Origin of the sequence: Salinimicrobium maris, from assembly GCF_049680855.1 — a bacterium.
GTDB lineage: Bacteria > Bacteroidota > Bacteroidia > Flavobacteriales > Flavobacteriaceae > Salinimicrobium.
This window is the reverse complement of record NZ_JBMPGS010000005.1, coordinates 148,131-162,148: the sequence shown is the minus strand read 5'-3', so window position 1 is coordinate 162,148 and position 14,018 is coordinate 148,131. Positions and strand designations below refer to the sequence as shown.

Sequence of the window (14,018 nt, the reverse complement as noted above, 5' to 3'; positions counted from 1 at the left end):
GATTGAAAGGAATTTTAAGATAATTTGAAGGTCAGTATGAGTATATTTTCATAGATAGATTAAATGCCTCTGAAAATTAATCAATTATGATTTGAATATTTGTTTTTTAATTCTACCTTTGCAGACCCTAAAAAAAGGGAGTTTTATTTAACAATAATTAGTGTAAAAGAAATTATGCCAACAATTTCACAATTAGTACGAAAAGGAAGAGCCAAGATTACCAAGAAGAGTAAATCGGCTGCTTTGGATTCGTGCCCTCAAAGAAGAGGGGTTTGTACACGTGTTTACACCACTACGCCTAAGAAGCCGAATTCTGCAATGCGTAAAGTTGCAAGGGTTAGGTTGACGAATGGTAAAGAGGTGAACGCCTACATTCCCGGAGAAGGGCACAACCTGCAAGAGCATTCGATAGTATTGGTTAGAGGCGGAAGGGTTAAAGATTTGCCTGGAGTTAGGTATCATATCGTTCGTGGAGCTTTAGACACCGCTGGTGTAGAAGGAAGAACCCAGCGAAGATCAAAGTACGGAGCGAAACGACCTAAGAAGTAATTAAAAACTTTTAATGTAAAGAAATGAGAAAAAGACAGGCGAAGAAAAGGCCACTTTTACCAGATCCAAAATTTAATGATCAGTTAGTAACGAGGTTTGTTAACATGATGATGTGGGATGGTAAGAAGTCGGTAGCCTTTAAAGTTTTCTACGATGCTATTGCAATTGTGGAAGAGAAGAAACAAGATGAAGAAAAAACTGCCCTTGAGCTTTGGAAAGATGCTCTTTCGAATGTTATGCCTCATGTAGAAGTGCGTAGTCGTAGGGTTGGAGGTGCTACTTTTCAGATTCCAATGCAAATAAGACCAGATCGTAAAGTTTCGACTGCAATGAAGTGGTTGATTAGCTATGCGAGGAAGCGTAACGAAAAATCGATGGCGCAGAGATTAGCTGCTGAAGTTTTAGCTGCAGCTAAGGAAGAAGGAGCGGCTGTGAAGAAAAGAGTGGATACTCATAAAATGGCTGAAGCTAATAAGGCATTCTCACACTTTAGATTCTAAGAAATGGCACAAAGAGATTTAAAATTTACTAGAAATATAGGTATTGCTGCGCATATTGATGCCGGTAAGACGACAACGACAGAGCGTATATTGTTCTATACAGGTATTAGTCATAAAATTGGTGAAGTTCATGATGGGGCGGCTACCATGGACTGGATGGAGCAAGAGCAGGAGCGTGGGATCACCATTACTTCGGCTGCGACTCATTGTAAATGGAATTATCGCGATCAGGAATTCACTGTTAATATTATTGATACTCCTGGGCACGTTGATTTCACTGTAGAGGTTGAACGTTCTTTACGTGTTCTTGATGGAATGGTTGCGCTTTTCAGTGCGGTTGATGGTGTTGAGCCACAATCTGAAACTGTGTGGAGGCAGGCTGATAAATATAGAGTACCGCGTTTAGGATTTGTGAACAAGATGGACCGCCAGGGAGCTGATTTCTTTAATGTGTGTAAGCAGGTTAAGGAAATGTTGGGTGGTAATCCGGTACCGTTGCAGATCCCTATTGGGGATGAAATCGACTTTAAAGGGGTTGTTGACCTTATTTCCAAAAAAGCAATTGTTTGGAATCAGGAAGATTTCGGAATGACTTACGAAACAATTGATATTCCTGAGGAATTACAAGATGATGTAAATAAATATAGAGCTGAATTAGTTGAAGCGGTTGCTGAATACGACGAAGCTCTTATGGAGAAATTCTTCGAAGATGAAAATTCCATCACTGAAGACGAAATTATTGCTGCGCTTAGAGCTGCTACAATAGATATGTCTATTATTCCAATGATGTGTGGATCTGCCTTTAAAAACAAGGGAGTTCAGGCGATGTTGGATGCTGTGATGAGATATCTTCCATCTCCTGTAGATGTAGATGCCATTGTAGGTGTTAATCCTGATACAGATGAAGAGGAGAAGCGTAAACCAAACGTAGATTCTCCTTTCTCGGCTTTGGCTTTTAAGATTGCTACAGATCCATTTGTTGGGCGATTAGCCTTCTTTAGGGTTTATTCGGGAGCGTTGGATGCAGGTTCTTATGTTCAGAACAACCGTTCTGGGAAAAAAGAGCGTATTTCACGTATCTACCAGATGCACGCAAATAAACAGCAGCCGATCGATAGGATTGAAGCTGGTGATATTGGTGCAGCTGTTGGATTTAAAGATATTAAAACAGGGGATACCTTAACAGATGAGAAACACCCGATCATTCTTGAATCGATGTCTTTCCCTGATCCTGTAATTGGTATTTCTGTAGAGCCTAAGACTAAGGCAGATGTTGATAAAATGGGAATGGCTTTGGCTAAACTAGCTGAAGAGGATCCAACTTTCCAGGTTAAAACAGATGAAGTTTCCGGACAAACAATCATTTCAGGAATGGGTGAGCTTCACCTTGAGATTCTTGTAGATCGTTTAAAAAGGGAATTTAAGGTTGAAGTTAATGAAGGTCAGCCACGTGTGGAGTACAAAGAAACTGTTACCAGAGATGCAGATCACAGAGAGGTTTATAAGAAACAGTCTGGTGGTCGTGGTAAATTTGGTGATATCGTATTTACATTAGGACCTGCAGATGAAGACTTCAAAGGACCTGGTCTGCAATTCGTTGATGAAATTAAAGGTGGTCGTATCCCGAAAGAATTTATTCCTTCAGTGGAAAAAGGATTTAGAGAGGCTATGAAAACCGGACCTATGGCAGGTTTTACCATGGATACTTTGAAAGTAGTCCTTAAGGATGGATCTTTCCACCCTGTGGATTCCGATCAACTTTCTTTTGAATTGGCTGCGAAGATGGGATATAAAGTGGCAGCTAAAAAAGCTGGTGCTGTGATTCTTGAGCCAATCATGAAAGTAGAAGTGGTTACTCCAGAGGAGAATATGGGTGATATAGTAGGAGACTTGAACAGACGTCGTGGGCAGGTGAATAACATGTCTGACAGATCTGGTGCAAAAGTGATTAAAGCTGAGGTGCCATTATCTGAGATGTTTGGATATGTAACTACATTGCGTACCCTTTCTTCGGGACGTGCAACCTCTACTATGGAATTCTCTCACTATGCCGAAACTCCTTCTAATATTTCAGAAGCAATTATGAAGGCAGAAAAGGGAACCGCTAACGAATAATTATCAGGAAAATGAGTCAGAAAATCAGAATAAAATTAAAATCTTACGATCATAACCTGGTAGATAAATCTGCCGAGAAGATTGTAAAAACCGTAAAAAGTACGGGTGCTGTAGTAACGGGACCAATTCCGTTGCCAACACACAAAAAGATCTTTACCGTATTGCGTTCTCCTCACGTAAATAAAAAGTCGAGAGAGCAATTTCAGTTAAGTTCTTATAAAAGGTTACTTGATATATACAGCTCTTCATCTAAAACTATTGATGCTCTTATGAAACTTGAATTGCCAAGTGGAGTAGAGGTTGAGATTAAAGTGTGATGATGCGGCATCCTTTCGAAAGGATGTATAACATGTCCCGAGCAGTTGGCGAGGGAAAAACGGAGAAAAATGCATTCAGGATTGGAAGTGTTTTTTCAATCCTGAATATTTTTAAATAAATAATTTAATACTTAATTAATAATTATGTCTGGGTTAATAGGAAGAAAGATTGGCATGACCAGCATTTTTGACGAGAACGGGAAGAACATTCCTTGTACCGTGATTGAAGCAGGTCCATGCGTAATTACCCAAGTCAGAACCAAAGAGGTTGACGGGTACGAAGCTCTTCAACTTGGTTTCGATGACAAAAAGACTGCTAATAAAGCTGCTGAAGGGCATGCTAAAAAAGCCGGAGGTGCAGCAATGCGCAAAGTCGTTGAATTCAAGGGATTTGAAGGAGAGCACAAACTAGGTGATAGCATCACCGTTGAACATTTTACTGAAGGAGAATTTGTTGATGTTTCCGGAGTAAGTAAAGGTAAAGGTTTTCAGGGTGTTGTAAAACGTCATGGTTTTGGCGGAGTTGGACAATCCACTCACGGTCAACATAACCGATTGAGAGCTCCTGGTTCCATTGGTGCGGCTTCATACCCTGCGAGAGTATTCAAAGGAATGCGAATGGCCGGAAGAATGGGTGGCGATAAAGTAAAAGTAGAAAACCTAAGAGTTTTAAAAGTGGTTGCTGAGAAGAATCTTCTTGTAGTTAAAGGGGCGATTCCAGGTCACAAAAATTCTTACGTAATCATTCAAAAGTAATGGAAGTAGCAGTTTTAGATATAAAAGGAAATGAAACAGGGAGAAAGGCAAACCTTTCTGATGCTGTTTTTGGAATAGAGCCTAATAACCATGCTGTTTATCTTGATGTAAAGCAATTCTTGGCAAATCAACGCCAGGGAACACATAAAGCAAAGGAGCGCGCAGAAATTGCAGGATCTACACGTAAGATCAAGAAACAAAAAGGTACAGGTACTGCTCGTGCGGGAAGTATTAAGTCACCTATATTTAAAGGAGGGGGAAGAGTTTTTGGTCCAAGACCGAGAAATTATTCTTTTAAATTGAATAAAAACTTAAAGAGACTGGCGCGTAAGTCTGCATTGTCTCTTAAAGCGAGTGGTAACTCTATTATGGTTGTAGAAGATTTTTCATTTGATGCTCCAAAAACTAAAAACTTTACAGAGGTTTTAAAGGCTTTAGGACTAGACAATAAAAAATCTTTGATAGTGTTGGGTGACACAAATAAAAACGTATATTTGTCCTCACGCAATTTAAAGACTTCCGAAGTGGTAAGTGCTTCAGAATTAAGTACTTACAAAATCATGAATGCAAATAATGTTGTGTTTTTGGAGGGGTCTCTAGAAGGAATTGAGTCGAATTTAAGTAAATAAGCATTATGAGTATCTTAATAAAACCTATTATTACAGAGAAAGCCACGTCTGATAGTGAATTGAATAATCGTTTCTCTTTTGTGGTTTCTAATAATGCGAATAAAATTGAAATTAAAGATGCAGTTGAGGCTGCATATGGTGTTTCAGTTGCTAAAGTTCGTACGATAAATGTCCGTCCAGACAGAAAATCCCGTTATACGAAGACGGGTGTCGTAACTGGTAAAACCAGTGCTTATAAAAAGGCACTAGTACAGGTGGCGGAAGGTGAAACTATTGATTTATATAGTAATCTCTAAGATTAAAAAATGTCAGTTAGAAAATTAAAACCAATTACCCCCGGGCAGCGATTTAGAGTAGTAAACGGATATGACGCGATTACTACTGATAAGCCGGAGAAGAGTTTATTAGCTCCGAACAAAAGGTCTGGTGGTAGAAACAGTCAGGGAAAAATGACCATGCGCTACATTGGTGGTGGTCACAAAAAACGTTACAGGATTATTGATTTTAAAAGAGACAAGCATGGAATTCCTGCTACTGTTGCTTCTATTCAATATGATCCTAACAGAACGGCTTTTATTGCATTATTGAATTATCAAGACGGTGAAAAGCGATATGTTATTGCTCAAAATGGACTTCAGGTTGGGCAGAATATAGTATCTGGTGCCGAAGCAGTTGCTCCGGAAATAGGAAATGCAATGCCATTGGCAAACATTCCTTTGGGTACTATTGTCTCTTGTATTGAGTTAAGACCTGGGCAGGGAGCTGTAATGGCGCGTAGCGCTGGAGCATTTGCTCAATTAATGGCAAGAGAGGGTAAATACGCAACCATTAAGTTACCTTCAGGTGAAATTAGAAGGGTATTAGCGAGCTGTATAGCTACAATTGGAGCTGTTTCTAACAGTGATCATCAGTTGCTAGTGTCAGGTAAAGCTGGTAGAAGTAGATGGTTGGGTAGAAGACCTAGAACAAGACCGGTGGTAATGAACCCTGTAGATCACCCAATGGGTGGTGGTGAAGGCCGATCTTCAGGAGGTCATCCTCGTTCAAGAAAAGGTTTGCCTGCTAAAGGATTCAGAACCCGCTCAAAAACGAAGTCGAGTAATAAGTATATTGTAGAACGTAGAAAGAAATAATAAGATATGGCACGTTCATTAAAAAAAGGACCTTACGTTCACTATAAATTGGAGCAAAAAGTAGCTCAGAATACAGAGTCTGGAAAGAAAACGGTAATTAAAACCTGGTCTAGAGCATCTATGATCACTCCGGATTTTGTTGGGCAAACTATAGCAGTGCACAACGGGCGTCAATTTGTTCCTGTGTATGTTACCGAAAACATGGTGGGTCACAAATTAGGTGAATTTTCACCAACAAGATCTTTTAGAGGTCATGCTGGTGCTAAAAATAAAGGTAAAAAATAATTGAAGCTATGGGAGTTCGTAAAAGAGAAAGAGCAGAGCAAATAAAGGAAGCTAAGAAGCAAATAGCTTTTGCTAAACTGAATAACTGCCCTACTTCACCAAGAAAAATGCGTTTAGTCGCAGATTTAGTTCGAGGTGAGAAAGTAGAAAAAGCGCTTCATATTTTAAAGTTCAATTCTAAAGACGCATCGCGCAGTTTGGAGAAATTGTTATTGTCGGCTATATCTAACTGGCAGAACAAGAATGAAGATGCAAATATTGAAGAAGCTGAACTGTTTGTGAAAGAGATTCGTGTTGATGGTGGAAGTATGTTGAAGAGACTACGTCCTGCACCACAGGGTCGCGCACATAGAATAAGAAAACGTTCCAATCACGTTACACTTGTGCTTGGAGAGAACAATAATACACAAAGCTAAGGAAGAGTATGGGACAGAAAACAAATCCAATCGGGAATCGTCTTGGTATCATTAGAGGATGGGAATCCAACTGGTACGGAGGAAATGACTACGGTGATAAGATCGCTGAAGACGATAAGATTAGAAAATACATCCATGCTCGTTTATCAAAAGCGAGTGTATCAAGAGTAATTATTGAGCGTACGCTTAAGCTTGTAACCGTTACTATCACCACTGCCCGTCCTGGTATTATTATTGGGAAAGGTGGACAGGAGGTAGACAAGCTTAAAGAGGAGCTTAAGAAAATTACCGACAAGGAAGTTCAGATTAACATCTTCGAAATCAAAAGGCCTGAACTTGATGCTCATTTAGTGGGTTCAAGTATAGCAAGACAAATTGAGAATCGTATCTCTTACCGTCGTGCAATTAAGATGGCTATTGCGGCTGCAATGAGGATGAATGCTGAAGGTATTAAAGTGGAAATTTCAGGTCGTTTGAACGGTGCTGAAATGGCGCGTTCAGAAGGTTATAAAGATGGACGTATTCCTTTGTCGACTTTTAGAGCCGATATTGATTATGCTTTGGTTGAGGCACACACTACTTATGGTAGACTGGGTGTAAAAGTATGGATCATGAAAGGTGAGGTTTACGGTAAAAGAGAACTTTCTCCACTTGTTGGCATGTCCAAAAAACAAGGAGGAAAAACCGGAGCCGGACGAGGTGGTGCTAACAAATCACGTCGTAGAAAGTAATTTTTTAAAGTAAAGAAAAATGTTACAGCCTAAAAGAACAAAATATCGCAAAATGCAAAAGGGCCGCATGAAAGGAAATGCACAAAGGGGGCATAGACTTTCAAATGGAACTTTTGGAATCAAGTCATTAGATTCGAATTTTGTGACTGCAAGACAAATAGAGGCAGCGCGTATTGCTGCTACCCGTTATATGAAGAGGGAAGGATCGTTATGGATTAAAATATTTCCAGACAAGCCTATTACAAAAAAGCCTCTTGAAGTACGTATGGGTAAAGGTAAGGGTGCCGTTGAATATTGGGCAGCAGTTGTAAAACCTGGAAGGATTCTTTTCGAAATAGGAGGAGTACCATTTGATGTTGCGAAAGAGGCATTGCGTCTTGCGGCTCAAAAACTACCTGTTAAAACTAAGTTCATTGTAGCTAGAGATTATCAAGCTTAATTAGAGACGTTATGAAACAATCAGAAGTAAGAGAATTGTCTGTAGCAGAATTACAGGAAGAACTTGGAAAATCAAGGAAAGCATATTCCGATTTGAAAATGGCTCACGCAGTATCGCCATTAGAGAACCCGATACAGTTACGAACTGTAAGAAGATCTATAGCGCGTATTGCTACAGAGTTAACTAAAAGAGAACAACAATAAGTGTTATTCTGCTGAAAATGGAAAAAAGAAACTTAAGAAAAGAACGTATAGGTGTTGTTACCAGTAATAAGATGACGAAATCAATTGTGGTTTCTGAAACTAAAAAAGTAAAACACCCCATGTATGGAAAATTCGTTTTGAAGACGAAAAAATATGTGGCACACGACGAAACAAACGACTGCAACGAAGGAGATACTGTGAGGATCATGGAAACAAGGCCTCTAAGTAAATCCAAATGTTGGAGATTAGTAGAAATAATTGAAAGAGCGAAGTAAAAAATGGTACAACAAGAGTCTAGATTAAGAGTAGCAGACAATACCGGAGCTAAAGAAGTTTTAGTGATTCGCGTATTGGGCGGTACAAATAGAAGATACGCTTCTGTTGGAGACAAGATAGTTGTCAGTGTTAAAGAAGCTACACCTAACGGTAACGTTAAAAAAGGTGCGGTTTCGACAGCAGTTGTTGTTCGTACCAAGAAAGAGGTGCGCAGACCAGACGGATCGTATATCCGTTTTGATGATAACGCATGTGTCCTTTTGAATCCAACCGGGGAAATGAGAGGAACACGTGTTTTTGGTCCTGTAGCACGTGAACTTCGTGATAAGCAGTTCATGAAGATTGTATCATTGGCACCGGAAGTGCTTTAATACAGAGAAAAAATGAGAAAGCTTAGAATAAAAACAGGAGATACTGTTCGTGTTATTGCTGGAGATCATAAAGGTCAAGAAGGTAAAGTACAACAGGTTCTTTTGGATAAGAACAAAGCCATTGTGGAAGGTGTGAACGAAGTTTCGAAACATGAGAAACCAAGTGCCGCAAACCCGCAAGGTGGAATAAAAAAGAAGGAAGCCCCAATCCATATTTCCAACCTGTCATTGATTGATAAAAATGGTGAAACCACCAGGGTAGGATATAGGGAAGAAAACGATAAGAAAGTAAGGTTTTCCAAAAAATCCAATGAAGTAATTTAGTTATGGCGTACGTACCAAGACTTAAGCAAGAGTATAAAGAGAGAATTATCTCTTCTCTTACAGAAGAATTCAGCTACTCTAACGTAATGGAAGTTCCAAAACTTGAAAAGATAGTTTTGAGCCGTGGCGTTGGTGCAGCTGTTGCAGACAAGAAACTTATTGATCATGCAGTAGATGAATTAACAGCTATTACAGGTCAAAAAGCGGTAGCGACCATATCTAAGAAGGATGTTGCTTCTTTCAAACTTCGTAAAGGAATGCCAATTGGGGCAAAAGTTACCTTAAGAGGAGAAAGAATGTACGAGTTTTTGGATCGATTAATTACTTCAGCGCTTCCGCGTGTACGTGATTTTAATGGAATCAAAGCTACGGGGTTTGACGGTAGAGGGAATTATAACCTTGGTGTTACTGAGCAAATTATTTTTCCTGAAATTGATATCGATAAAGTAAATCGTATCAATGGTATGGACATTACATTTGTTACTACCGCTAATACAGATAAAGAAGCGAAATCGCTATTAACCGAACTAGGATTACCTTTTAAAAAGCAATAAGTATGGCTAAAGAATCAATGAAAGCCCGTGAGGTGAAGAGACAAAAATTGGTAGATAAGTATGCTGAAAAGCGCAAGGCTTTAAAAGAAGCTGGTGATTATGAAGCATTACAGAAATTACCAAAGAACTCATCTCCGGTACGTTTGCACAACCGTTGTAAATTAACCGGTAGGCCTAGAGGGTATATGAGACAGTTTGGTATCTCCCGTGTTACTTTTAGGGAAATGGCGAACAATGGATTAATTCCTGGTGTTAAGAAGGCTAGTTGGTAAAATTATAAATTGGAGGAAGGTTCCCTGTAATTGCTAGGGAAAACCACTTCCGCAAATTGAAATAGATGAATACAGATCCTATTGCAGATTATTTGACAAGAATTAGAAATGCGGTTGCTGCCAGTCACAGAGTTGTAGAGATACCGGCTTCTAATCTTAAAAAGGAGATCACAAAAATTTTATTTGATCAGGGATACATTCTTAGTTATAAGTTTGATGATAGTACCGCTCAGGGAACTATTAAGATCGCTCTTAAGTATGACAAAGTCACTAAAGATTCTGTGATAAAGAAAATTCAACGAATAAGTAAACCTGGTTTGCGTAAGTACGCCGGCGCCAATGAGCTCCCAAGAATCCTTAATGGATTAGGGATTGCTATCGTCTCAACTTCTCACGGAGTGATGACTGGGAAGCAGGCACAACAGGAAAAAGTTGGTGGCGAGGTATTGTGCTACGTTTACTAATATTTAAAGACGAAAAGAAATGTCAAGAATAGGTAAAAATCCAATCACAATTCCTGAAGGTGTTACAGTAGACCTAAACGATGGAGTTGTTACGGTAAAAGGAAAATTTGGAGAGCTTACTCAGAAAATTGAAGACATCGATATGAAGATCGAGGACAGAGTAATAACTTTTGAGCGTTCTTCAGATAAAAAAGATCTTAAAGCTAAACACGGGTTGTACCGTGCTTTGATCAATAACATGATCGAAGGTGTGGCTACAGGCTATACAAAAGAGCTGGAATTAGTAGGTGTAGGTTACAGGGCTTCAAACCAGGGTCAAAAATTAGATCTTGCAGTTGGGTTCTCTCATAACATTATATTAGATTTGGCTCCGGAAGTTAAAGTAGAAACAATTTCTGAAAAGGGTAAAAACCCAATCGTGAAATTGACTTCATACGATAAGCAGTTGGTAGGCCAGGTTGCTGCGAAAATTCGATCTTTCCGAGCTCCTGAACCTTACAAAGGAAAGGGAATTAAGTTCAAAGGAGAGCAATTAAGAAGAAAAGCAGGTAAATCAGCTTAATAAGTTTAGATTATGTCAGTGTCAAAACAAGATAGAAGAAATAAGATCAGGAAGAGAATCCGTAGGGATATCACCGGAACTGATGTGCGTCCTAGATTATCAGTATTTAGAAGTAATAAAGAAATTTATGCTCAGATAGTGAATGATGTAGATGGTAAAACATTGGTAGCCGCTTCCTCAAGAGATAAGGATGTTACTTCAGCAGAAGGAAACAAGAAAGAGCAGGCAGCCTTAGTTGGTAAAGCTATTGCTGAAAAAGCTTTGAAAGCCGGAATAGAAACCATTTCCTTTGATAGAAGCGGTTACCTATACCACGGTAGAGTTAAATCATTAGCAGAAGGTGCTCGCGAAGGAGGACTTAAATTCTAGAAGATATGTATCAGGATTATAAAAACGTAGAACTTGTAAAGCCAGGTGGACTTGAATTAAAAGATCGTTTGGTAGGTGTACAACGTGTTACTAAGGTTACTAAAGGTGGTAGAGCATTTGGCTTTTCTGCTATTGTAGTGGTTGGTGATGAAAATGGTGTTGTAGGCCACGGGTTAGGAAAGTCTAAAGAGGTGGCAGATGCTATTTCTAAGGCAGTGGAAGACGCAAAGAAAAACCTGGTTCGTATTCCTTTGAATAAGGGTACTTTACCACACGAGCAAAAAGGGAAATATGGTGGTGCTAGAGTGATGCTATTGCCGGCAGCACCAGGTACCGGAGTTATTGCTGGTGGTGCTATACGTGCGGTACTGGAATCTGTTGGAGTACATGATGTACTTTCAAAGAACCAGGGATCATCAAACCCACATAACGTGGTAAAGGCTACTTTTGATGCTTTACTGCAATTGAGAAGTGCAGAAACTGTTGCTAAGCAGCGCGGGATCTCGCTTGAAAAGGTTTTTAAAGGATAATACAAGGAAAATGGGAAAAATAAAAGTAACTCAGGTAAAAAGCGCGATTAAACGCACTCAAAACCAAAAACGTACTTTAGAAGCACTTGGCCTAAAGAAGATAGGACAGGTTGTGGAGCACGAGAATACGCCAAACATCCTTGGTATGGTAAATAAAGTTAAACACTTGGTTTCCTCTGAGGAAACAAAATAATAAATTCACATGGATTTAAGTAACTTAAAACCTGCAAAAGGTTCAGTTCAAAGTAACAGTAAGCGTGTTGGGCGTGGAGAAGGATCAGGGAAAGGCGGAACTGCTACCCGTGGTCACAAAGGTGCCAAATCACGATCTGGTTACTCCAGGAAAATAGGATTTGAAGGTGGGCAAATGCCGCTTCAAAGACGAGTTCCTAAATTTGGCTTTACTAATATCAACAGAAAAGAATATCAAGGTGTAAATCTGGATGTTCTTCAATCATTGGTAGACGCAGGTCGAATTACCGATACTGTTGATATGGACGTATTGGTGGAAAATGGATTAGCTCGTAAGAACGAATTAGTTAAGATATTAGGAAGAGGTGAATTGAAGGCTAAGTTGAAAATATCTGTTCATAAATTTACTGCCTCAGCAAAGCAAGCTATAGAAGCTGCTGGTGGTGAAGCTGTTACTTTATAATAGATAAACAATGAAATTCATCAATACAATAAAGAATATCTGGAAAATTGAGGAGCTAAAAAATCGAATTTTAGTGACCCTTGGTTTATTATTGGTATATCGATTTGGAGCTCAGGTTGTGCTTCCGGGAATCGATGCATCTCAATTGTCCAATCTGGCCACACAAACAGATGGAGGTCTTTTAGGTCTTCTTAATGCCTTTACGGGAGGAGCATTTTCTAATGCTTCTGTATTCGCGTTGGGAATTATGCCTTATATCTCTGCTTCTATTGTGGTGCAGTTAATGGGTATTGCTGTTCCGTATCTTCAAAAATTGCAAAAAGAAGGAGAGAGCGGTAGGAGAAAAATAAATCAAATCACTCGATGGTTAACCATCGCAATTACCTTAGTTCAGGGTCCTGGATACATTTACAACCTCTTTGCCACGTTACCTTCAAGTGCATTCTTGCTAGGGAACGGTGTGACATTTGTTGTTTCTTCTGTAATCATTCTTGTAACTGGTACCATCTTTGCGATGTGGCTGGGGGAAAAGATCACTGATAAAGGCATTGGGAATGGTATCTCTTTATTGATTATGGTAGGTATCATCGCGACTTTGCCGCAGGCTTTCATTCAGGAATTTGCTTCCAGAGTGCTTGAGTCAAACGGTGGTGCTATTATGATACTTATCGAGTTGGTGATTTGGTTTGCAATTATTCTTGCATCTGTAATGTTGGTGATGGCAGTAAGACGTATCCCCGTGCAATACGCTAGGCGAACAGCCTCTGGCGGATATGAGAAGAATGTGTTTGGATCTAGACAATATATACCTTTGAAGTTGAATGCTTCGGGAGTAATGCCTATAATTTTTGCACAGGCAATTATGTTCATTCCTGCCGCAGTTGCCGGACTTTCAGAATCTGAAACTGCGCAGGGAGTGACTGCTGCCTTTAGTGATATATTCGGTTTCTGGTACAATTTAGTCTTTGCGTTGTTAATTATAATTTTTACGTACTTTTACACCGCGATTACAGTGCCTACTAATAAAATGGCAGATGATTTAAAACGAAGTGGCGGTTTTATACCTGGGATTCGTCCAGGGTCTGAAACAGCTGATTTTCTAGATAGGATTATGTCTCAAATTACCCTTCCTGGGTCAGTTTTCTTAGCATTAATAGCAGTGTTCCCTGCGATTATTGTTTCCTTGTTGGGTGTACAACAGGGTTGGGCGTTGTTCTTTGGAGGTACTTCGTTATTAATTATGGTTGGAGTTGCAATAGATACTATGCAACAGGTGAATTCTTACCTGCTCAATAGACACTATGATGGATTGATGAAAACCGGTAAAAACAGAAAAGCAGTAGCATAATGGCAAAACAACCGGCGATAGAACAGGACGGAACAATTGTTGAAGCATTGTCTAACGCAATGTTCCGGGTAGAATTAGAAAATGGTCACATTGTGACTGCACATATTTCGGGAAAGATGCGTATGCATTACATTAAGTTGTTACCCGGGGACAAAGTGAAATTAGAAATGAGCCCTTACGATTTATCGAAGGCTCGAATAACTTACAGATACTAATAACT

Annotated in this window: 26 protein-coding genes; all 26 read left to right on the top strand. The window is 39.5% G+C overall.

Annotated features, from left to right (window positions below; genetic code table 11):
* The first annotated feature begins 174 nt into the window (after positions 1–174).
* The 26 genes from rpsL to infA all read left to right on the top strand — a co-directional run bounded on the left by rpsL (position 175) and on the right by infA (position 14,013).
* On the top strand, positions 175–549 hold the full coding sequence (gene rpsL, locus ACOV1Q_RS14450) for a 30S ribosomal protein S12 (protein ID WP_010230128.1): 375 nt from the start codon (positions 175–177) through the stop codon (positions 547–549).
* 23 nt (positions 550–572) lie between these two features.
* The gene (gene rpsG, locus ACOV1Q_RS14445) at positions 573–1,049 is read left to right on the top strand and encodes a 30S ribosomal protein S7 (RefSeq protein WP_424495104.1); all 477 of its coding nucleotides are present in this window, start codon (positions 573–575) and stop codon (positions 1,047–1,049) included.
* A 3-nt stretch (positions 1,050–1,052) separates the two neighbouring features.
* Positions 1,053–3,164, top strand: a complete 2,112-nt coding sequence (gene fusA, locus ACOV1Q_RS14440) for an elongation factor G (RefSeq protein WP_424495103.1) — start codon at positions 1,053–1,055, stop codon at positions 3,162–3,164.
* A gap of 11 nt (positions 3,165–3,175) precedes the next feature.
* Positions 3,176–3,481, top strand: coding sequence for a 30S ribosomal protein S10 (gene rpsJ, locus ACOV1Q_RS14435; RefSeq protein ID WP_010181931.1), 306 nt, complete (start codon positions 3,176–3,178; stop codon positions 3,479–3,481).
* Between the two features lie 144 nt (positions 3,482–3,625).
* Positions 3,626–4,237 (top strand): 50S ribosomal protein L3, encoded by a 612-nt coding sequence (gene rplC / locus ACOV1Q_RS14430; protein WP_424495102.1) that lies wholly within the window; start codon positions 3,626–3,628, stop codon positions 4,235–4,237.
* The gene (rplD, locus tag ACOV1Q_RS14425; RefSeq protein WP_424495101.1) at positions 4,237–4,866 is read left to right on the top strand and encodes a 50S ribosomal protein L4; all 630 of its coding nucleotides are present in this window, start codon (positions 4,237–4,239) and stop codon (positions 4,864–4,866) included. The genes rplC and rplD overlap by 1 nt, the downstream gene beginning before the upstream one ends.
* Positions 4,867–4,871: 5 nt before the next feature.
* Positions 4,872–5,162: a 50S ribosomal protein L23 gene (rplW, locus tag ACOV1Q_RS14420; protein WP_424495100.1), complete on the top strand. Its 291-nt coding sequence runs from the start codon at positions 4,872–4,874 to the stop codon at positions 5,160–5,162.
* Positions 5,163–5,171: 9 nt separating this feature from the next.
* Entirely contained in the window at positions 5,172–5,999 is an 828-nt protein-coding gene (gene rplB, locus ACOV1Q_RS14415) for a 50S ribosomal protein L2 (protein ID WP_424495099.1), read from the top strand.
* A gap of 6 nt (positions 6,000–6,005) precedes the next feature.
* The gene (gene rpsS, locus ACOV1Q_RS14410) at positions 6,006–6,284 is read left to right on the top strand and encodes a 30S ribosomal protein S19 (RefSeq protein ID WP_189604907.1); all 279 of its coding nucleotides are present in this window, start codon (positions 6,006–6,008) and stop codon (positions 6,282–6,284) included.
* 8 nt (positions 6,285–6,292) lie between these two features.
* Positions 6,293–6,700, top strand: a complete 408-nt coding sequence (gene rplV / locus ACOV1Q_RS14405) for a 50S ribosomal protein L22 (RefSeq protein WP_424495098.1) — start codon at positions 6,293–6,295, stop codon at positions 6,698–6,700.
* Positions 6,701–6,708: 8 nt separating this feature from the next.
* Positions 6,709–7,431 carry a 30S ribosomal protein S3 gene (gene rpsC / locus ACOV1Q_RS14400; RefSeq protein ID WP_424495097.1) on the top strand — a complete coding sequence of 241 codons (723 nt, stop codon included), beginning with the start codon at positions 6,709–6,711 and terminating at the stop codon, positions 7,429–7,431.
* A 19-nt stretch (positions 7,432–7,450) separates the two neighbouring features.
* Positions 7,451–7,870, top strand: a complete 420-nt coding sequence (gene rplP / locus ACOV1Q_RS14395; protein ID WP_380740314.1) for a 50S ribosomal protein L16 — start codon at positions 7,451–7,453, stop codon at positions 7,868–7,870.
* Positions 7,871–7,881: 11 nt separating this feature from the next.
* Positions 7,882–8,073 carry a 50S ribosomal protein L29 gene (gene rpmC, locus ACOV1Q_RS14390; protein WP_097056535.1) on the top strand — a complete coding sequence of 64 codons (192 nt, stop codon included), beginning with the start codon at positions 7,882–7,884 and terminating at the stop codon, positions 8,071–8,073.
* Between the two features lie 17 nt (positions 8,074–8,090).
* On the top strand, positions 8,091–8,348 hold the full coding sequence (rpsQ, locus tag ACOV1Q_RS14385; RefSeq protein WP_424495096.1) for a 30S ribosomal protein S17: 258 nt from the start codon (positions 8,091–8,093) through the stop codon (positions 8,346–8,348).
* A 3-nt stretch (positions 8,349–8,351) separates the two neighbouring features.
* On the top strand, positions 8,352–8,720 hold the full coding sequence (gene rplN / locus ACOV1Q_RS14380) for a 50S ribosomal protein L14 (protein WP_189604913.1): 369 nt from the start codon (positions 8,352–8,354) through the stop codon (positions 8,718–8,720).
* Between the two features lie 12 nt (positions 8,721–8,732).
* The gene (gene rplX, locus ACOV1Q_RS14375) at positions 8,733–9,044 is read left to right on the top strand and encodes a 50S ribosomal protein L24 (RefSeq protein WP_424495095.1); all 312 of its coding nucleotides are present in this window, start codon (positions 8,733–8,735) and stop codon (positions 9,042–9,044) included.
* Between the two features lie 2 nt (positions 9,045–9,046).
* Positions 9,047–9,598 carry a 50S ribosomal protein L5 gene (gene rplE / locus ACOV1Q_RS14370; protein WP_424495094.1) on the top strand — a complete coding sequence of 184 codons (552 nt, stop codon included), beginning with the start codon at positions 9,047–9,049 and terminating at the stop codon, positions 9,596–9,598.
* 2 nt (positions 9,599–9,600) lie between these two features.
* A complete protein-coding gene (gene rpsN / locus ACOV1Q_RS14365) occupies positions 9,601–9,870 on the top strand; it encodes a 30S ribosomal protein S14 (RefSeq protein ID WP_418336240.1) in 270 nt (89 codons plus the stop codon).
* Positions 9,871–9,935: 65 nt separating this feature from the next.
* Positions 9,936–10,334 carry a 30S ribosomal protein S8 gene (rpsH, locus tag ACOV1Q_RS14360; RefSeq protein ID WP_424495093.1) on the top strand — a complete coding sequence of 133 codons (399 nt, stop codon included), beginning with the start codon at positions 9,936–9,938 and terminating at the stop codon, positions 10,332–10,334.
* A gap of 19 nt (positions 10,335–10,353) precedes the next feature.
* Positions 10,354–10,896, top strand: coding sequence for a 50S ribosomal protein L6 (rplF, locus tag ACOV1Q_RS14355; protein WP_424495092.1), 543 nt, complete (start codon positions 10,354–10,356; stop codon positions 10,894–10,896).
* Positions 10,897–10,908: 12 nt separating this feature from the next.
* Positions 10,909–11,265: a 50S ribosomal protein L18 gene (rplR, locus tag ACOV1Q_RS14350; RefSeq protein WP_424495091.1), complete on the top strand. Its 357-nt coding sequence runs from the start codon at positions 10,909–10,911 to the stop codon at positions 11,263–11,265.
* 5 nt (positions 11,266–11,270) lie between these two features.
* On the top strand, positions 11,271–11,795 hold the full coding sequence (gene rpsE, locus ACOV1Q_RS14345; protein ID WP_029037144.1) for a 30S ribosomal protein S5: 525 nt from the start codon (positions 11,271–11,273) through the stop codon (positions 11,793–11,795).
* Positions 11,796–11,805: 10 nt separating this feature from the next.
* Positions 11,806–11,988 (top strand): 50S ribosomal protein L30, encoded by a 183-nt coding sequence (rpmD, locus tag ACOV1Q_RS14340; protein WP_424495090.1) that lies wholly within the window; start codon positions 11,806–11,808, stop codon positions 11,986–11,988.
* Between the two features lie 9 nt (positions 11,989–11,997).
* Positions 11,998–12,450 (top strand): 50S ribosomal protein L15, encoded by a 453-nt coding sequence (gene rplO, locus ACOV1Q_RS14335; RefSeq protein WP_424495089.1) that lies wholly within the window; start codon positions 11,998–12,000, stop codon positions 12,448–12,450.
* A 10-nt stretch (positions 12,451–12,460) separates the two neighbouring features.
* The gene (gene secY, locus ACOV1Q_RS14330) at positions 12,461–13,798 is read left to right on the top strand and encodes a preprotein translocase subunit SecY (protein WP_424495088.1); all 1,338 of its coding nucleotides are present in this window, start codon (positions 12,461–12,463) and stop codon (positions 13,796–13,798) included.
* Positions 13,798–14,013 carry a translation initiation factor IF-1 gene (gene infA / locus ACOV1Q_RS14325; protein ID WP_111127775.1) on the top strand — a complete coding sequence of 72 codons (216 nt, stop codon included), beginning with the start codon at positions 13,798–13,800 and terminating at the stop codon, positions 14,011–14,013. The genes secY and infA overlap by 1 nt, the downstream gene beginning before the upstream one ends.
* The last annotated feature ends 5 nt before the right edge of the window (positions 14,014–14,018 follow it).